Annotated in this window: 8 protein-coding genes, 2 tRNA genes and 3 rRNA genes; 8 read left to right on the top strand and 5 right to left on the bottom strand. The window is 58.6% G+C overall.

Translation table 11 applies throughout. The features are described 5' to 3' along the window. Positions 1–232 precede the first annotated feature (232 nt). From ACSQ20_RS02615 to paaN, 5 genes are all read right to left on the bottom strand, one after another. Complete coding sequence (locus ACSQ20_RS02615) at positions 233–1,252, bottom strand: IS110 family transposase (RefSeq protein ID WP_436017170.1); 1,020 nt, start codon at positions 1,250–1,252, stop codon at positions 233–235. A gap of 202 nt (positions 1,253–1,454) precedes the next feature. Beyond that, positions 1,455–1,931, bottom strand: coding sequence for a hydroxyphenylacetyl-CoA thioesterase PaaI (gene paaI / locus ACSQ20_RS02620; RefSeq protein ID WP_436017172.1), 477 nt, complete (start codon positions 1,929–1,931; stop codon positions 1,455–1,457). A 1-nt stretch (position 1,932) separates the two neighbouring features. Continuing rightward, positions 1,933–2,724 carry a 2-(1,2-epoxy-1,2-dihydrophenyl)acetyl-CoA isomerase PaaG gene (paaG, locus tag ACSQ20_RS02625; RefSeq protein ID WP_436017174.1) on the bottom strand — a complete coding sequence of 264 codons (792 nt, stop codon included), beginning with the start codon at positions 2,722–2,724 and terminating at the stop codon, positions 1,933–1,935. A 63-nt stretch (positions 2,725–2,787) separates the two neighbouring features. Beyond that, a complete protein-coding gene (gene pcaF / locus ACSQ20_RS02630; RefSeq protein ID WP_436017176.1) occupies positions 2,788–3,990 on the bottom strand; it encodes a 3-oxoadipyl-CoA thiolase in 1,203 nt (400 codons plus the stop codon). A 102-nt stretch (positions 3,991–4,092) separates the two neighbouring features. Further along, positions 4,093–5,802: a phenylacetic acid degradation protein PaaN gene (paaN, locus tag ACSQ20_RS02635; RefSeq protein ID WP_436017178.1), complete on the bottom strand. Its 1,710-nt coding sequence runs from the start codon at positions 5,800–5,802 to the stop codon at positions 4,093–4,095. Positions 5,803–5,945: 143 nt separating this feature from the next. Between paaN and ACSQ20_RS02640 the strand changes: the two genes are divergently transcribed. From ACSQ20_RS02640 to ACSQ20_RS02675, 8 genes are all read left to right on the top strand, one after another. Further along, positions 5,946–6,722 (top strand): enoyl-CoA hydratase, encoded by a 777-nt coding sequence (locus tag ACSQ20_RS02640; protein WP_436017180.1) that lies wholly within the window; start codon positions 5,946–5,948, stop codon positions 6,720–6,722. Positions 6,723–7,208: 486 nt separating this feature from the next. Further along, positions 7,209–8,739: ribosomal RNA gene (locus ACSQ20_RS02645) — 16S ribosomal RNA — on the top strand. A 65-nt stretch (positions 8,740–8,804) separates the two neighbouring features. Continuing rightward, positions 8,805–8,881 (top strand) — tRNA-Ile (locus ACSQ20_RS02650). Positions 8,882–8,969: 88 nt separating this feature from the next. Continuing rightward, positions 8,970–9,045 (top strand) — tRNA-Ala (locus ACSQ20_RS02655). Between the two features lie 355 nt (positions 9,046–9,400). Continuing rightward, positions 9,401–12,284 (top strand): 23S ribosomal RNA (locus ACSQ20_RS02660). A gap of 191 nt (positions 12,285–12,475) precedes the next feature. Continuing rightward, positions 12,476–12,589: ribosomal RNA gene (rrf, locus tag ACSQ20_RS02665) — 5S ribosomal RNA — on the top strand. Together the 16S, 23S and 5S rRNA genes with 2 tRNA genes alongside form the textbook arrangement of a ribosomal RNA operon. Positions 12,590–13,156: 567 nt before the next feature. Further along, complete coding sequence (locus tag ACSQ20_RS02670) at positions 13,157–16,420, top strand: hypothetical protein (protein WP_436017182.1); 3,264 nt, start codon at positions 13,157–13,159, stop codon at positions 16,418–16,420. 537 nt (positions 16,421–16,957) lie between these two features. Then, positions 16,958–20,314: a hypothetical protein gene (locus ACSQ20_RS02675; RefSeq protein WP_436017184.1), complete on the top strand. Its 3,357-nt coding sequence runs from the start codon at positions 16,958–16,960 to the stop codon at positions 20,312–20,314. Positions 20,315–20,332 lie beyond the last annotated feature (18 nt).

Here is a 20,332-nt window from a genome sequence, read left to right on the forward strand (position 1 = left end):
ACAGGATGGGCTGCAGCTCTATATCCGGCCCGCAGCAGCAGATACTGCTGCTGCGGGCCCCTATGAAATTTGCTGACTCGCACCTCATTCTCCTGGCGAGCTCGACGCTCTTACGACCATTCAGGTTTAGCGAGTCCCGGTCCTACCTGGCTTGTCATCACACTCGATTGCTGCGCAACCTTTCGACGTTCACCCTGTGTTAAGCGTTGATCTTCTACCTCGCGCGAGCCGTTCAGGCTGGCTGCACGCTTACGTAGTCCTTGCGGTATGGCCGGTCATGGGCAAGCACCGCCCAGATCGTGCGCGCCATTTTGTTGGCCAATGCGACGATCACCACGTTCGCCGGCCGCCGTTTCTTCATCTGCTCGACCCATAGCCCAGGCTCTTTCGCATGGGTCAACACGCTTCGCGCGCCGTGGATCAGCAGTGTGCGCAGATACGTGTCACCCCGCGTGCTGATTCCGTGCAGGTTCACCTTGCCGCCCGAGCCAGTCTGCTTCGGAACAAGACCCACCCACGCGGCAAATTCCCGGCCCGAACTGAACGCCTTCGGGTCGCCCATCATCGCGACCGCCGCTGTTGCCGTGAGCAACCCCACGCCGGGTATCTCACTGATCGCCTTCACCGCGCGGTCTTCCTTTTTCCATTCGCGCATCCGCCGTTCGATCTGGGCAATCTGCTCGTCGAGCCGGGTCAACCCGCTCCACTGCTCCCGCAACGTATCGATCAGCGCCGCGGGCAGACGCTGCGCGAGCCGCTCAAGTGCCACTAGTATTTCCCTGTCCAGCTTCGCGCGTCCCTTGCTCATCACCTCGCCGTATTCCGTCAGTAATCCGCGCAGTCCGTTGCTTTGCATCGTGCGGAATTTCACCAACTGCTCGCGCATGCGGCGCAGCGCCAGCATCGCCTGCTGCATTTCGGTTTTCACGGCCACCGGCTTGCTCGGCTGCTGCACCGCCAGCCAGATGGCCCGCGCGTCCGCCGCATCGTTCTTGTTCCGAATGTTGAACGCCTTCACGAATTCGGCCGGCATCAGCCTGACCTCATGACCCATCCGCGTCAGTTGCCGGGCCCAGTGGTGGGCTCCGCCACACGCTTCCATCCCGATCAGACACGGTCCACGGTTCGCGAAGTACTCCAGGAACTTCGCTCGTTTGATCGGCTTGTTCACGATCTCTCCAGTTGCCGGATCAACGTGATGCACCTGAAAAACCTGCTTGGCGATGTCGACGCCCATGGCCATACTGTTCATCGTGGATCCTCCGGTTGCCGGGAAATGCGTGCATTTTCCACCTGGGCACTTCGATGCCGTTGGCCCGTGAGGATCCACCTCCTTGCTTTGCTCTCACGGTATCGGGTGGGACGCGTTCATTTCATTCTCCTCGATCTGATAGACGTCTGATACGCGAGACGGTGCGTCGGAGCGCTCCGCTCGCTGGCTTGGTTCAAGGTCGCTAGCCGGTTTGTCGGCCGTCGCTAATTACGCTGCCTCGAATTTGCGTCGATTTGCCGCGAAACATTGCCACGATTTCGCCGGCGCCATTCGTGACACGAACATCGTAGACGCCGTTACGGCCGGAGAGCGCTTGCTCGACCGCTTCGGCGACGAGTGAGTCGCCGCTGTGGACAGGGCGAAGAAACTCGATCGAGCAACCTGCTGCAACCGTATTCACGTTGCGCGAGTTGCAAGCGAATGCGAAGGTGGAGTCAGCGAGCGCAAAAATGAGGCCGCCGTGGCAGATCTCGTGCCCATTCAGAAAATCGGGGCGCACGGTGGCACGCATGCGCGCATAGCCGGTGCGAACTTCTACCAGTTCGAAGCCGAGCGCTCGGCTGCAGGCATCGGACTCATACATCTTTTTCGCAACCGATCGAGCGAGTTCGTCGGACGTTTGATCGAGGCCCTTAGGGGAAGTATCGACCGAGGACATCTCAACGCCCCTCGAAGCGCGGCGCGCGTTTTTCGATAAAGGCGGCGACACCTTCGGCATAGTCATGCGACGCACCGAGTTCGCGCTGCAAATCGCGTTCGAGATCAAGCTGTTCATCGAGGGTATGCGTCGTGCTGGCTCGCATCGCGCGCTTGATGGCCGCGATAGCCCGCGTTGGCTGTTGTGCAAGTTGGACGGCGAGCCGTGTCGCGGCCGAGAGGAGGTCTGCGTCATCGACGACCTGCCAAACGAGCCCCCAGCGTGCCGCTTCGTCCGCATTGAGTTTGTCGCCGGTAATTGCCAGCCCGAGCGCCCGGGCCATGCCGATTCGCTGCGGCAGAAACGCGGTTCCGCCTGAATCGGGGACGAGCCCGATCTTGACGAATGACTGAACGAAACTGCTGGATCTTGCGGCAAGCGTAATGTCGCACGCGAGCGCGAGATTGGCGCCGGCCCCGGCGGCGATGCCGTTGACAGCGGCGATCACGGGCAACGGCATCGCTTGCAACCGTCGAATCAGCGGATTGAAGTGCTCGTCGATGAGCGAGCCGAGATCGGTCATGGCGCCCGGCGTGAAGCTGAGATCGGCGAGATCCTGGCCGGCGCAAAAGCCGCGGCCGGCGCCGGTCAGCACGATGGCGCGGGCGCCCAAGGCTTCGGCTTCGTCTAGCCCCGCGCGCAGCTCCGCGTGCATTGCCCGCGTGAAGCTATTGAGCTTGTCCGGCCGAGCCAGCGTCAACGTGGCGATGTGCGTGGACAGGTCGATATCGACGCGGATCGTTTCGTAGGGCATCGGTTGTCTCCTTCGCTGCTAACGTGTCGGTAGGTCCGGCGTCATGCGGCGGACAGTGAAGCGTCAAAGTCGCTCGATGGCGAGCGCAATGCCTTGTCCCACGCCGATGCACATCGTGCAAAGCGCGTACTTGCCGCTGACGCGCTCCAGCTGATAAAGCGCGGTGGTGACAAGACGCGCGCCTGATGCGCCCAGCGGATGGCCGAGCGCGATCGCACCGCCGTTCGGATTGACACGAGGTTCATCGTCGGCGAGGCCGAGCAGGCGCATGACCGCCAGGCTTTGCGCCGCGAATGCTTCATTGATCTCGATGACATCGAATTGGCTCAAGGACATATCGAGCCGGGCAAGCAACTTTTGTGTAGCGGGGGCCGGCCCGATGCCCATGATGCGCGGCTCGACTCCGGCAGTTGCCATGCCGAGCACGCGCGCGCGACGGCGTAGCCCGTACTGGTCGATCGCCGCAGCGTTGGCGAGCAAGAGCGCGCATGCGCCGTCGTTGACGCCGGATGCGTTACCTGCAGTGACGGTGCCGTCCGGGCGCACGATACCTTTGAGGTTCGCGAGCGATTCGATGGACGTTTCGCGGGGATGCTCGTCCCGAACGAAACGGATGGCGTCACTGCGTTTTTGCGGAATGTCGACGGCGACGATTTCATCGGTCAGCATGCCCGCCTGCTGTGCTCGTGCCACCCGCTGTTGGCTGCGCCATGCAAACGCGTCCTGATCTGCGCGGCTGACCTCGAACTGCGCCGCGACGTTTTCCGCGGTCTCCGGCATCGAGTCGATGCCGTAGCCGTGTTTCAACTTGGCATTGACGAAGCGCCAGCCGATTGTCGTGTCATAGATCTCGGCCTGACGTGAGAACGCGCTGGTGGCCTTCGGCATCACAAAGGGTGCTCGCGTCATGCTTTCCACGCCGCCTGCGATTATGAGCCGCGCTTCGCCCGCCTTGAGCGCGCGAGCGGCCGTACCGATGGCATCCATGCCCGAGCCGCACAGCCGGTTAAGTGTGGCACCGGGCACTTCGACCGGCATGCCGGCCAGCAGCGTTGCCATGCGGGCGACGTTGCGGTTGTCTTCGCCGGCTTGGTTCGCGCAGCCGAAAATCACATCGTCGAGCATGCGCCAGTCGACGCCGCTGTTGCGCTCGGCGAGCGCGCGGATTGGCACGGCAGCCAGATCGTCGGTGCGCACGTCTCTTAAAGCGCCGCCGTAGCGGGCGAAAGGCGTGCGAATGGCATCACAAATATATGCGTCGTTCATCGGGTGTCTCGATACATGGTTGCCTCGCACCGCTTGCATGGGAAGCAGGCATTCGACTCATATTAGTGAAGCACGCGGCCGGTTGCCATTAGCCCGTTTGGCCTATGCCGTTTGGCCAACTGGTGCCGTGGCGGCAAGCGGTGCAACATGGACACGGCTCTGAATGATGCGAAAGCGGTTGGCAATAAACGCGGCGTCGGTAAGCGCAGCATTCGCGGCCGGGTTGGCGCCTGTGCCGTGAAAGTCGGAGAAGGCGGCTGATTGATTGACGAACACGCCGCCGGTCAGGTTGATCGATAACGCAACCCCGCCTCGGACGGACGCCTCGTGAGCGGCTTCGATGATTGCCGCGTCGGTGCTGTAGACGGAAAGCGTCAGGGCACCGTGTTTCTCGGCAATCGAGCCCGCAAGTTCGAGCGATTGCTCGGTGGAATCCGTCGCAACGACAAACGAGATCGGGCCGAACCATTCGCCACTGAATTTAGGAAGATCGTGCGCCGCATCGAATTTCAATATCAACGGGGTTCGCACCCGAGCCTGCGGGAACAACGGATGATCGATCGCGATGCTGTCGATCAGTATCGGCCCGAGCGAGCGCGCTTCATCGATGCGGCGATCGATGCCGTCGTTCTGAATCGCGCCGAGCAACTCGACGGCGCGGGTCGGGTCCGCAACGAGTTTTTCGACTGCGGTGATCAGGGCTTGCGCGACCTCTTCGAAGCTGAAATGTCCTTCGGGTGTATGCACGCCTTTGCGAGGCACGTAGATGTTCTGTGGCGCAGTGCACATTTGGCCCGAGTACAACGCGAGCGAGAATGCAATATTGCGCGCGGCTGCTTTGAGGTCGTCCACCGAGTCGACGACGATCTGATTCACGCCGGCTTTTTCGGTAAAGACGTGTGCCTGGTGCGCGTTGCGCTCGAGCCAGTTGCCGTTTTCCGTGCTGCCGGTGAAGTCGATGAGCTTGATCTCCGGGCGCACGGCGAGGCGTCTGACCAGCTCGCCGTCGTCTGGTTCGGTCGCGAGCAGCGTGACGACGTTGGGATCGAAGCCCGCATCGCGCAGCACGTCACGCGCGATGCGTACGGTAATTGCAAGCGGCAAAATGGCGCCCGGGTGGGGTTTGACGATGACGGCGTTGCCCGTGGCGAGATCGGCGAAGAGCCCCGGATAGCCGTTCCATGTCGGGAACGTACAGCAGCCGAGCACGAGTGCAAGCCCGCGTGGCGCAATCGTATAACGCTTGTGCATCGCAAGCGGCGGGTTCTTGCCTTGGGGCTTTTCCCAGTGAGCCTCGGCCGGCACGCGACGCAGCTCGTTCCAGGCATAAGCCACCGCTTCCAGCGCCCGGTCCTGCGCATGCGGGCCGCCCGCTTGGAACGCCATCATGAACGCTTGGCCGGTGGTATGCATGACGCTGTAGGCGATTTCAAAACTGGCCTGGTTCAGGCGAGCGAGAATTTCGAGGCTGACGCCAATCCATGCTTCGCGACCCGCCTCGCGCCAGGCGGGTTCAGCGGCTTTCGCGGCGGCGATCAGCGTGTCCGGATCGGCTTTGGGATAGCGGATGCCAAGTGCAAAGCCGTATGGAGACAGCTCGGCGCCTACGGTCTCGCCGGTACTGGGCTGATCGAGCTCGAAGGTACGATTGAGCTGCGCCTTGAAGGTGGCCTCAGCGTTAGCGTTGGCGCTTTCCCCGTACACTTTGGGGCTGGGCATTTCGGTGAAAGGGCTCCAATAGCCGCGTGCTTCAATGGCGGCGAGCGCGTGCTCTAACGTGTCTTCGTGCTTGGCAAAAAGAGGATGGGTCATGGCGGAGACGGAACAGGCTGGTGTTGAGGAATGACGTCCGATCATTCATTGACCGACCGGTTGGTTGGCGAATGTTACCATCGTTCGCGTGGAGATATTGAGCGTTTTCGCGGTTCGTAGAGGGAAACCATAGGAGGATGTAAATGGCGTACGAGAACATTCGGGTGGAGACGCGCGGGCGCGTGGGGCTCGTGACGTTGGATCGCCCCAAGGCGCTCAACGCGCTTAACGATGCGTTGATGGATGAACTTGGTGCGGCGCTGGCGGCATTCGACGCTGACGACGACATTGGCGCGGTCGTGCTGACCGGTAGTGAAAAGGCGTTCGCGGCTGGCGCCGACATCGGAATGATGGCGACGTATTCATATATGGACGTCTACAAGCGCGATTACATCACGCGCAACTGGGAGGCCGTTGCCGCGATGCGTAAGCCGATCATCGCGGCGGTTGCGGGGTTTGCGCTCGGTGGCGGTTGCGAGTTGGCAATGATGTGCGACATCGTGTTCGCAGCGGATACCGCGAAATTCGGGCAGCCGGAGATCAAGCTCGGCGTGATGCCGGGGGCGGGGGGAACCCAGAGGTTGCCGCGCGCGGTGTCCAAGGCGAAGGCGATGGACCTGTGCTTGACGGCACGGTTCATGGATGCGGAGGAGGCGGAGCGGGCGGGGCTGGTGTCTCGCGTTGTGCCTGCGTCGTCGCTGCTGGACGAGGCGCTGACTGCCGCCGCTACCATCGCTGCGTTCCCGCTGCCAGCCGTGATGATGGTGAAGGAATCGGTGAATCGAGCCTATGAGACGACGCTATCGGAAGGCGTCCGGTTCGAGCGCAGGCTCTTTCATTCGCTCTTTGCGACGGAGGATCAGAAAGAGGGAATGGCTGCGTTCGTCGAGAAGCGCAAGCCTGTATTCAAGCATCGTTGAACGCGCGCCGTTTTTCACTTGCGCGGCTGCGGGAAGGGCACTAGAATTGCGCCCTTTCGCGCGTTCGTCAGGGCGCGGGGGAAGAAGGGAAGCGAGGCTGCGGTGCGTGTTGGATAGTTGTCGGGTGGGGAGCGCGGGAGTTCAGGAAGCGCTAAAAACCAGTTGACGATAGTAGTAACGGGCCGCATAATCTCGCTTCTGTGCTGCAAACGCAGCGACGCAAGACAGGCAAGGCGCTGGAGGGGCAACCCGAAGGAAGGCTGGGCTGGTTAAGCGGTGCGATCTTTAACAATTCACAGTCGATAAGTGTGGGCGCTTGATGGCGAGTGCGCAGTTGAGCCTTTCGGGGCTCGACGGTAAAGCGAAAGCATCAAGTCTCACACAGTATTGAGGAAGGTTTAGAGCCGTTGAAAGACGGTTCGAGAACTGTCAGTACGTTGAGTGAGCGACCGATTCTGAGAAGAATCGAAAACAGTAACAGGTATTGAACTGAAGAGTTTGATCCTGGCTCAGATTGAACGCTGGCGGCATGCCTTACACATGCAAGTCGAACGGCAGCACGGGGGCAACCCTGGTGGCGAGTGGCGAACGGGTGAGTAATACATCGGAACGTGTCCTGGAGTGGGGGATAGCCCGGCGAAAGCCGGATTAATACCGCATACGCTCTGAGGAGGAAAGCGGGGGATCTTCGGACCTCGCGCTCAAGGGGCGGCCGATGGCGGATTAGCTAGTTGGTAGGGTAAAGGCCTACCAAGGCGACGATCCGTAGCTGGTCTGAGAGGACGACCAGCCACACTGGGACTGAGACACGGCCCAGACTCCTACGGGAGGCAGCAGTGGGGAATTTTGGACAATGGGGGCAACCCTGATCCAGCAATGCCGCGTGTGTGAAGAAGGCCTTCGGGTTGTAAAGCACTTTTGTCCGGAAAGAAAACCTTTGCCCTAATACGGTAGAGGGATGACGGTACCGGAAGAATAAGCACCGGCTAACTACGTGCCAGCAGCCGCGGTAATACGTAGGGTGCAAGCGTTAATCGGAATTACTGGGCGTAAAGCGTGCGCAGGCGGTTTGCTAAGACCGATGTGAAATCCCCGGGCTTAACCTGGGAACTGCATTGGTGACTGGCAGGCTAGAGTATGGCAGAGGGGGGTAGAATTCCACGTGTAGCAGTGAAATGCGTAGAGATGTGGAGGAATACCGATGGCGAAGGCAGCCCCCTGGGCCAATACTGACGCTCATGCACGAAAGCGTGGGGAGCAAACAGGATTAGATACCCTGGTAGTCCACGCCCTAAACGATGTCAACTAGTTGTTGGGGATTCATTTCCTTAGTAACGAAGCTAACGCGTGAAGTTGACCGCCTGGGGAGTACGGTCGCAAGATTAAAACTCAAAGGAATTGACGGGGACCCGCACAAGCGGTGGATGATGTGGATTAATTCGATGCAACGCGAAAAACCTTACCTACCCTTGACATGGACGGAATCCTGCTGAGAAGTGGGAGTGCTCGAAAGAGAACCGTCGCACAGGTGCTGCATGGCTGTCGTCAGCTCGTGTCGTGAGATGTTGGGTTAAGTCCCGCAACGAGCGCAACCCTTGTCCTTAGTTGCTACGCAAGAGCACTCTAAGGAGACTGCCGGTGACAAACCGGAGGAAGGTGGGGATGACGTCAAGTCCTCATGGCCCTTATGGGTAGGGCTTCACACGTCATACAATGGTCGGAACAGAGGGTTGCCAACCCGCGAGGGGGAGCTAATCCCAGAAAACCGATCGTAGTCCGGATTGCACTCTGCAACTCGAGTGCATGAAGCTGGAATCGCTAGTAATCGCGGATCAGCATGCCGCGGTGAATACGTTCCCGGGTCTTGTACACACCGCCCGTCACACCATGGGAGTGGGTTTTACCAGAAGTGGCTAGTCTAACCTTCGGGAGGACGGTCACCACGGTAGGATTCATGACTGGGGTGAAGTCGTAACAAGGTAGCCGTATCGGAAGGTGCGGCTGGATCACCTCCTTTCTCGAGCGAAGTGCGCTTAAAGTTGAGCGCTCACGCTTATCGACTGTGAAGATAGACAGACTCAGGGGTCTGTAGCTCAGTCGGTTAGAGCACCGTCTTGATAAGGCGGGGGTCGTTGGTTCGAATCCAACCAGACCCACCATGTCGATGATCGTCAGTGCTTTAGCACTTACGAGCATCCCATCCCCGTAGGGGGTGCGGCGGATGCCCTGGGAATGCATTGGTTATGCGGGGGCATAGCTCAGCTGGGAGAGCACCTGCTTTGCAAGCAGGGGGTCGTCGGTTCGATCCCGTCTGCCTCCACCACCCCCTCTATCGTTAGCGCTTTAGCGCTTACGAGAGCGCGGTCCCCGAAGGGGATGGGGCGTCTCCAATGACAAGTGTTTGTGCCAAGTGCGGCCCGAGTCTTTGTCATTGGCGATTGAGCCATTGAGTACGGCACGCGAGTGTCGACTGTCGATCTTTAACAATCTGGAAGAAGAAGTAATGGATATTGGACGCATCTATGAGATGGATGCGAAAGATATCAGGGTAGTGATTGTATCAGTATGAAAAGTTATCGAAAGATGGCTTGGAATACGGCAAACGCAAAACTCAAACCTGTAGCGCAAGCGTGAAGGCGTGCATCGAAGGATGTATGGTTGAAACGCTCTCGTTATAGGGTCAAGCGAACAAGTGCATGTGGTGGATGCCTTGGCGATCACAGGCGATGAAGGACGCGGTAGCCTGCGAAAAGCTTCGGGGAGCTGGCAAACGAGCATTGATCCGAAGATGTCCGAATGGGGAAACCCACTCCGAATGGAGTATCCATGACTGAATCCATAGGTCATGAGAAGCGAACGCGGCGAACTGAAACATCTAAGTAGCCGCAGGAAAAGAAATCAACCGAGATTCCCAGAGTAGTGGCGAGCGAAATGGGATCAGCCGGTACACGTTATCTTCGACGTTAGCCGAACGCTCTGGAAAGTGCGGCCATAGCAGGTGATAGCCCTGTAGGCGAAAACGACGAGGAAGGACTAGGTGTACGACAAGTAGGGCGGGACACGTGAAATCCTGTCTGAAGATGGGGGGACCATCCTCCAAGGCTAAATACTCGTGATCGACCGATAGTGAACCAGTACCGTGAGGGAAAGGCGAAAAGAACCCCGGGAGGGGAGTGAAATAGATCCTGAAACCGCATGCATACAAACAGTCGGAGCCTGGAAACGGGTGACGGCGTACCTTTTGTATAATGGGTCAGCGACTTACGTTCAGTAGCAAGCTTAACCGAATAGGGCAGGCGTAGCGAAAGCGAGTCCGAATAGGGCGTTCAGTTGCTGGGCGTAGACCCGAAACCAAGTGATCTATCCATGGCCAGGTTGAAGGTGCGGTAACACGTACTGGAGGACCGAACCCACTAACGTTGAAAAGTTAGGGGATGAGCTGTGGATAGGGGTGAAAGGCTAAACAAACTTGGAAATAGCTGGTTCTCTCCGAAAACTATTTAGGTAGTGCCTCGTGTGTCACCTTCGGGGGTAGAGCACTGTCATGGTTGAAGGGTCCATTGCGGATTACTTCGCCATAGCAAACTCCGAATACCGAAGAGTGCAATCACGGGAGACAGACATCGGGTGCTAACGTCCGGTGTCAAGAGGGAAACAACCCAGACCGCCAGCTAAGGTCCCGAAATATAGCTAAGTGGGAAACGAAGTGGGAAGGCTAAAACAGTCAGGAGGTTGGCTTAGAAGCAGCCACCCTTTAAAGAAAGCGTAATAGCTCACTGATCGAGTCGTCCTGCGCGGAAGATGTAACGGGGCTAAGCTATATACCGAAGCTGCGGATGCGCACGCAAGTGCGCATGGTAGGAGAGCGTTCCGTAAGCCTGCGAAGGTGCACCGAAAGGTGTGCTGGAGGTATCGGAAGTGCGAATGCTGACATGAGTAGCGATAAAGGGGGTGAAAGGCCCCCTCGCCGTAAGCCCAAGGTTTCCTACGCAACGTTCATCGGCGTAGGGTGAGTCGGCCCCTAAGGCGAGGCAGAAATGCGTAGCTGATGGGAAGCAGGTCAATATTCCTGCACCATTGTGAGATGCGATGGGGGGACGGATCGCGGAAGGTTGTCCGGGTGTTGGACGTCCCGGTCGCTGCATTGGAGAAGGCGCTTAGGCAAATCCGGGCGCGTAATTCAAGGGTGTGGCGCGAGCGGCTTTAAGCTGCGAAGCAATCGGAAGGGGTCCCAAGAAAAGCCTCTAAGCTTCAGTCTCACAATGACCGTACCGCAAACCGACACAGGTGGGCGAGATGAGTATTCTAAGGCGCTTGAGAGAACTCGGGAGAAGGAACTCGGCAAATTGGTACCGTAACTTCGGGATAAGGTACGCCCCTGTAGCTTGACTGGCCTGCGCCAGAAGGGTGAAGGGGTTGCAATAAACTGGTGGCTGCGACTGTTTAATAAAAACACAGCACTCTGCAAACACGAAAGTGGACGTATAGGGTGTGACGCCTGCCCGGTGCCGGAAGATTAAATGATGGGGTGCAAGCTCTTGATTGAAGTCCCGGTAAACGGCGGCCGTAACTATAACGGTCCTAAGGTAGCGAAATTCCTTGTCGGGTAAGTTCCGACCTGCACGAATGGCGTAACGATGGCCACACTGTCTCCTCCCGAGACTCAGCGAAGTTGAAGTGTTTGTGATGATGCAATCTCCCCGCGGCTAGACGGAAAGACCCCATGAACCTTTACTGTAGCTTTGCATTGGACTTTGAACCGATCTGTGTAGGATAGGTGGGAGGCTATGAAGCGTGAACGCTAGTTTGCGTGGAGCCGTCCTTGAAATACCACCCTGGTTTGTTTGAGGTTCTAACCTTGGGCCCTGAATCGGGCTCGGGGACCGTGCATGGTAGGCAGTTTGACTGGGGCGGTCTCCTCCCAAAGCGTAACGGAGGAGTACGAAGGTACGCTAGGTACGGTCGGAAATCGTGCTGATAGTGCAATGGCATAAGCGTGCTTAACTGCGAGACCGACAAGTCGAGCAGGTGCGAAAGCAGGTCATAGTGATCCGGTGGTTCTGTATGGAAGGGCCATCGCTCAACGGATAAAAGGTACTCTGGGGATAACAGGCTGATACCGCCCAAGAGTTCATATCGACGGCGGTGTTTGGCACCTCGATGTCGGCTCATCTCATCCTGGGGCTGTAGCCGGTCCCAAGGGTATGGCTGTTCGCCATTTAAAGAGGTACGTGAGCTGGGTTTAAAACGTCGTGAGACAGTTTGGTCCCTATCTGCCGTGGGCGTTGGATATTTGAAGGGGGCTGCTCCTAGTACGAGAGGACCGGAGTGGACGAACCTCTGGTGTACCGGTTGTCACGCCAGTGGCATCGCCGGGTAGCTATGTTCGGAAGAGATAACCGCTGAAAGCATCTAAGCGGGAAACTCGCCTTAAGATGAGATATCCCCGGGGCTTCGAGCCCCTTGAAGGGTCGTTCCAGACCAGAACGTTGATAGGTCGGGTGTGTACACGCAGTAATGCGTTCAGCTAACCGATACTAATTGCCCGTAAGGCTTGATCCTATAACCGGAGCGTTTTGCGCTCAGAGTTATCGCTTTAGCGATTACTCTGGGCTCACCCCCGTCAGGGGGCCACACGCCAACCCAGGTTTGAGGCGCGTTTGCCAACCACAATCACCACCCCGCTGTAACCATTACTCTTCTTCCCAGATTGGCTGGCCCGTGCTCACCCAAGCACCCAGCTACAAGTCATGCCTGATGACCATAGCGAGTCGGTCCCACCCCTTCCCATCCCGAACAGGACCGTGAAACGACTCCACGCCAATGATAGTGCGGATTGCCCGTGTGAAAGTAGGTAATCGTCAGGCTCCCTATGCCGTATCCAACCCCCCGTTCAGCCTCCGTGCTGACGGGGGGTTGCTGTTTTTACGGCGCGTATAGGCCCGCTTGATCATCTTCGTCGCATTTACCTGAACTTCGCCACGCTCGGCGCGTGATACCTGCGTTCGAATACGATGCCGCCTACCAGCGACAACGAGCTACGAACGATGGAAATCGGCCGCGATCATAACAACTCTATCGACGACACCGGGTGGCCAACACGCGGCACGGGAAGCGATGCGCACGCCGAAGGGCAACGGCGCGTTGCGCCTTCCTCGAGCCCGTCATCACGCGCGGTTTTTGCGGGACTTGCGTCGGCTCATCGAATCGGCAGAAAAGACGACCGACCCGTCCATCCCTCGTCGATCGGGCCACTACAGGCAGCCCTGCGATTTGATTCGCGTGACATCCCGCTTGTGCCGCCGGCTTTGAGATTGGCCGATATGGAGCACGTCGCCACGGTACCCGGACCACCGCGGATTGACCTATATCGAGCGGCGGATGGCACGTTTTGGGGCGCGTCGCGGTGCCCCGGTCCCGTCTGCAACACGCTGGTGACGGGAAGCGTCTTTTTCCGCCGCGCAGGTCTCGCGGCAACGGAGTATCGCCATGTCGAAGACGGCAATAATCCCCCTGCCATCGCTTGGCGCACCGTACCGAAGTTAAATACGTCGCTCGAGTTACTGCGTACGCCGGAGTTTGCGCGCATGAATGGCATCTACGAGGGCCACATGCTCGATGAGTGGCTTGGCTTCGACGTCGTCGGAGGCGGCCTCGGAATCGATCCTGCCAGCATGCGAGCGGTTCGCGTCAATCTTCACGGAATACTGACGCATGACGAATTCGGTAATCGCAAACAGTTCGATCTTGACAACTGGCGATTCGGCAACGGCGCGATGCCTGCCCCGGACCCTCACACCCACGAAATCTTTCGTGCGCTGCCCATGGAGTTCATGGAGAAAGGTGCACGTCACGTCGCACGCTACCGCGACACTGAAATCGCAGCAATCGTCAATGGGAACTATCGTTACGACGACGTTAGACAATCCGCGAGCCGCTTGAGCAACGAAACAGCTGAGCTGCTCGCGGGACGCCGCGACCAAATGCGAAGCGAGGTATTCGGTTCGCGCGGCGGTTACGAGACGGCGCCGGTGCCACTAACGTCAGCCGTGCCCCACGACGATCCGGCCATAGAGTATCTGCGGGGCGCATCATGGCCTGTTCACGGGGCACTCGAGTTTATCAAGCTGCAATTTCCGGAGGCGGTCTTTTATATCGATGCCGATGGAACCAAAGAAACGATTTCACCGGGTTCGAATAAGCTCGCTGCGATCAACGGCTACGGCTACGAGATACAAGACGATCCGCAATTCGTGCGCGTCTATAGCGAGTTAGACGACGTTTCCATGATCCTGTTGAGTCACTATGGCACAGCTGGGCTGATGAAAGCGAGGCCGAATGCGGACGCTGCACTGCCCTCGGTCATCTTCGGTGCAGCAGAGGAAACGATCATTAACGCGGGCAACCCGGGTGCCCCGCCGTTATACGTCTATGTGTTCGTGCCGACGGAAAAAAATTCGCCGTTTATACCGGACCCATTCGCGCGCGGCACGCTTCGCATAAATCGGCCGTTCAAGCCGCTCCTCGTCTTGCCGGCGCGAGCAAGCGAAGCTCTGCCCGACATGTATACGCTGCCCGAGCCGCTGGACCGCACTCACCCGCATTACTGGGAAAAGATCGTGGGAAGGGGATCGCCGCCCGAAACCACTGTATTCACCCCCACCCTGCGGCCGCTGCAACATGTCAACGGCGTGCCGCTCAACACGGTTTCCGCCGGCGAACTGGATGAGATGCGGCGCAAATATGCCGCGATGAATGCCCAGGTCGATCAGCGACACCCATATGTGCCAGATTACGCTTCCATGCATAGGGCGTCCGCGATCATGCTCGAACTCGACGAGATGATCTGGCTCGTTCAAGACCCCGAGACCGGCATGTGGCGTTTGCCCGCGCAATCGGTCGAACGCAACGGCCCGCGCGCCAAAGGCGCGTTCGAAGCGGCATGCAGGGAACTAGGCTTCGCTGGCCCCATCCTGGGTCATGTTGGCGATTTCAAAGACGAGCGTACCTCGACGAAGACGCGGTACTTCATTTCGCGCCGTCATGCGGGTGCGCCGCAAGCGCTCGTGGTCGCGCGTATGAGCATCGAAACGGCGCTTTCGGTTGCCTACGATCCCGCGGATGTCGCTGCATTGCAGACCTTGCGTTCGATGCTGACTTTTCCGGATTGGCATGAACTCGCACAGGCCGATGAAGCCCGACTGGTCACGCAGCCCGACGCATCGCACGATTTTGAACAAGGGCGCACTACGCATCCCTATTCGAAACTGGCCGTTGGCGTCCATCGCATTTACCGTCGTCATAAGATTGCGAGAGCGCCGAAAGTATTTCGCGGCAGGATTTCAGTCGACGGCCACGACGTTTTTTACACGGGGCGCCGGATCGAGACATACGTATCGTTGCCAGGGAAGCCGAGCGTCAAGAAGACCGCGATCGTATTCGAGCGGGATGGCGCTGCGCCCGACGAACCGACGATCATCGTCCAGGGCGGTGGACCGGGCGCAAGCCCCGCTTGGTATCTCGGCGGAGGTCTCGGTCCAATCGTCGTTGGCGAGGACGGGGAGGTGATTACCAACCACCATTCGCTGCTATTGGGCGCGCGTTTGCTTTTCGTTGATGCCCTGGGCACCGGCGACGCCTTTACCGACGGAGAAGAGGAGGCCTATTTCAATATCAACGACGACGCGGACATCACTGCGGAATTTGTGATGCGGTGTAGCGAAGACGATGAACTCATGCCTTATTTGAAGCACAGCCCCATTTTTGCGGTAGGCACGTCATACGGTGTGCTGCGTTGGGGCAAAGCAATCGAAAGCTTGATCGACAATGGCGTGACCGTCGGTGGGGTGATCTTCGTGTCGGGCACCATGAGCTATCAACTCATCGACTTCGAGCCCGAATCTGCAATCTCTTACGCGTGCGCGCTCGTCCCCTACGCTGCAACCGCCCGTCACCACCTTCCTGAAATGAAGGCGCGATATCCCGACGAAGATGCATTTCTCGCCGAAGTCGAAAAGTTTGCGTTCGACGATTATTTGCCCGCGATTGCGAAAGGCACGGCGCTCGAGCGCGAAGAACCCGAACGGTTTTCAGCTATCGCGCAGACGCTTTCCGATTACATCGGTCTCTCGCCCAAGTTCATCAAGGCCAAGCAACTGCAAATATCGCAGATGGACTTCGCTGCCATGCTGGTTCCGGGCGAAGTGATCGCCGCGCTCGATGGCCGCATGAAAACCTCACCCATGCCGGGCGACAAGGGAAGCGATCCCTTCGCCTATGTGCTCGATGAGCTCGTCGCAAAGTATCAAAACGCGCTGACCAAATTCCTCAGAAACGATGTGGGATACCGCCCAATCGAAGACCTCAATCGCCCTTACGTTGTGTTGAGTCCGTTGTTCAAGCGCTGGGATTGGGGTAAACAAAATATGTCGGCCCTACGGGTTCAGGACTACGTCATTCGAACTGCACAAAAAAATCCCAAATTGCGATGGATGGTGGCCGCAGGCAAGCATGACTTTCGGAACTCTGCAGTCGTGCAGCGCTACGCGCTCAATCATATGCCGCCCGATGTGGCTGAGCGATTCGAGGGCCATACGTACGATGGCGGACACATGTTTTACATGGATCCGCCGGCACGCAGGCAGTTCATCGGCGACGTGCTTGCGTTTATCAAACGTCAAACCGATAGCCCGGAGTGAGGCGGACCGCTAAGGCAATCCGCGTCGTCGCCGCATGGTACGAGCTGCAGTATGAAAGCGCGTTTCAGACGCGGTCTCTTGCAAATAACGTCGACCGTTCGATGTTCAGCGGCGCAGCATCGCCGCTTTCGCTCTTCGCCACATTTACCGGGACTTCGCTATGTCCACCGTGTGGTACCCGCGTTCGAATACGATGCCGCTACCAGCGACAACGACGAACGAACAATGGAAATCGGCGGCGACCATAGCAACCCCATTGATGACACCAGGTGGTCAGCAGGTGGCACCGGGAGCGATGCGCGCGCGGACGAAGAGCAACACCTCGCGCCGCTCCGCAGCCCGTCCCCAGGGGCGGTCCTCGCGGGACTTGCGTTTCCCGATCGCAAAAGCAGTAAAGGCAGCCCGCTCGCCCATCCCGCCGCGATCGGACCCGGACAAACGTCCCTTCCGCTCGCCTCGCGCGACGTCCCACTGGTGCCGCCGGCTTTGAGATTGGCCGATTTGGAGCACATCTCCACGGTACTCGGACCACCTCGGATGGATGTATATCGAGCAGCGGACGGCGCGTTTTGGGGCGTGTCACCGTGCCCCGGTCCTGTCTGCAACTCGCTGGTGACCGGAAGCGTCTTCCTTCGCCGTGCGAGCTTCGCGGCCACCGAGTATCGCCACGTCGACGCAGAAGATATGCCGCCCGCCATCGCGCGGCGCGCACGACCGGAACTGGACAGATCACTCACTTTGCTGAGCACCCCGGAGCGCGCACGGACAAATGGAATCTACGAAGGCCACATGCTCGACGAATGGCTCGGCTTTGACCTCGTCGGCAGGGCTCTCGGAATCGACCCTGCCAGCAACCGGGCGGTTCGCCTCAATCTTCTCGGGATACTGACGCACGACGAACTCGGCCATCGCAAAGCGCATTTCGACCTCGACAACTGGCGATTCGGACGCGGCGTGATGCCTACGCCGCATCCCCGCACTCTCGAGATTTTTCGCGCACTACCTGATGAGTTTGTCAAAAAAGGTGCGCGTCACGTCTTGCGCTACAGCGACACTGAAATCGCGGAAATCGTCAATGGGAACTTTCGTTACGACGACGGTGCACAATCCGCCACCCGCTTGGGCAACGAAACAGCTGAGCTGCTCGCGGGACGCCGCGACCAAATGCGAAGCGCGGTATTCGGTTCGCGCGGCGGTTACGAGACGGCGCCGGTGCCACTAACGTCAGCCGTGCCCCACGACGATCCGGCCATAGAGTATCTGCGGGGCGCATCATGGCCATTGCACGCGGCACTCGAGTTTATCAAGTCGCAATTCCCGGAAGTTGTCTTTTATATCGATGCTGATGGAACCAAAGAAACGATTTCACCGGGTTCGAATAAGCTCGCCGCGATCAACGGCTACGGCTACGAGATACAAGACGATCCGCAATTCGTGCGCGTCTATAGCGAGTTGGACGACGTTTCCATGATCCTGTTGAGTCACTATGGCGCAACTGGGCTGATGAAGGCGAGGCCGAATGCGGACGCTGCACTACCCCCGGTCATCTTCGGCGCAGCAGAGGAAACGATCATTAACGCGGGCAACCCGGGTGCCCCCCCGTTATACGTCTACGTGTTCGTGCCGACGGAAAAAAATTCGCCGTTTATACCGGACCCATTCGCGCGCGGCGCGCTTCGGACGGATCAGCCTTTCAAGCCGTTGCTGGTTCTGCCGGCACGGGCAAGCGAAGCTAGGCCCGACATGTATACGCTGCCCGAGCCGCTGGACCGCACTCACCCGTACTACTGGGAAAAGCTCTTGGGAAGGGGATCGCCGCCAGAAACCACTGTATTCACCCCCACCCTGCGGCCGCTGCGACATGTCAACGGCGTGCCGCTCAACACGGTTTCCGCCGGCGAACTGGATGAGATGCGGCGCAAATATGCCGCGATGAATGCCCAGGTCGATCAGCGGCACCCGTATGTGCCAGATTACGCTTCCATGCATAGAGCGTCCGCGATCATGCTCGAACTCGACGAGATGATCTGGCTCGTTCAAGACCCCGAGACCGGCATGTGGCGTTTGCCCGCGCAATCGGTCGAACGCAACGGCCCGCGCGCCAAAGGCGCGTTCGAAGTGGCATACAGGGAACTAGGCTTCGCTGGCCCCATCCTCGGTCATGTTGGCGATTTCAACGACGAGCGAACTTCGACGAAGACGCGGTACTTCATTTCGCGCCGCCATGCGGGTGCGCCGCAAGCGCTCGTGGTCGCGCGTATGAGCATCGAAACGGCGCTTTCGGTTGCCTACGATCCCGCAGATGTCGCCGCGTTGCGGACCTTGCGTTCGATGCTGACTTTTCCGGACTGGCATCAACTCGCGCGAGCCGATGAGGCCCGACTGATCACGCAACCCGGCGCATTGCACGATTACGAACGAGGGCTCACTACGCATCCGTATTCGAAACTGGCAGTCGGCGTTCATCGCGTCTACCGTCGCCACAAGATTGCGAGAGCGCCGAAAGTATTTCACGGCAGGATTTCAGTCGACGGCCACGACGTTCTTTACACGGGGCGCCGGATCGAGACATACGTATCGTTGCCAGGCAAGCCGCTCGTCAAGAAAACTGCGATCGTATTCGAGCGAGACGACGCCCGGCCCGACGAGCCGACGGTCATTGTCCAGGGCGGTGGGCCGGGTGCGAGCCCCGCTTGGTTTCTGGGCGGCGGTCTTGGCCCAATCATCGTCGACGAGCAAGGGCAGGTGGTGACCAACAATCATTCGCTGCTACTGGGCGCGCGTCTGCTTTTCGTTGATGCCCTGGGCACCGGAGACGCCTTGACCGACGGCGAAGAGGAGGCCTATTTCAACATCGATGACGACGTGGAAATCACGGCAGAATTTGTGAGGCGGTGTAGCGAGGACGATGAGCTCATACCTTATTTGAAGCACAGCCCCATTTTTGCGATAGGCGCTTCCTATGGCGTGCAGCGTTGGGGCCGAGCAATCGAAAACTTGATCGACAATGGCATGACCGCCGGTGGAGTGATCTTCGTGTCAGGAGCCATGAGCTATCAACTCATCGACTTCGAGCCCGAATCTGCAATCTCTTACGCGTGCGCGCTCGTTCCCTATGCTGCAACCGCCCGTCATCACCTTCCTGAAATGAAGGTGCGATATCCCGACGAAGATGCATTTCTCGCCGAAGTCGAAAGGTTTGCGTTCAATGACTATTTGCCCGCGATTGCGAAAGGCACGGCGCTCGAGCGCGAAGATCCCGAACGGTTTTCAGCGATCGCGCAGACGCTTTCCGATTACATCGGTCTCTCGCCCGAGTTCATCAAGGCAAAGCATCTGCAAACATCGCAGATGGATTTTTGCACCATGCTGGTTCCGGGCGAAGTGGTCGCGGCGCTCGATGGCCGCATGAAAACCCGGCCCGTGCCGGACGACGCAGGCAACGATCCCTTCGCCTATGTGCTCGATGAGCTCGTCGCGAAGTATCAAAAGGCGCTGACTAAATTCCTCAGAAACGATGTGGGATACCGCCCCATTGAAGACCTCAATCGCCCTTACGTTGTGTTGGCCCCATTGTTTGCGCGTTGGGGCTGGGGCAAAAATAACAACGCGGCCGCGCGGGTTCAAGACTACCTCATTCGGGCATCACAAAAAAATCCGAAATTGCGATGGCTGGTGGGCGCTGGCAAGTACGACGTCCGAACTCCGGCAACCGCACATGTTTATGCGCTCAATCATTTGCCGCCCGATGTGGCGGAGCGAATCGAATTTCATGTGTACGACGGGGGACACATGTTTTACATGACGGACGAATCGGCGCGCAGGCAGTTCATTGATGACGTGCTTGCATTTATCAAACGTCAAACCGATAGCCGGCATGAAATCGCCCACTAGGCGTCCAGCCCCCCATAG

The sequence above is a fragment of the Trinickia sp. LjRoot230 genome (genome assembly GCF_964253315.1).
Taxonomy (GTDB): domain Bacteria; phylum Pseudomonadota; class Gammaproteobacteria; order Burkholderiales; family Burkholderiaceae; genus Trinickia.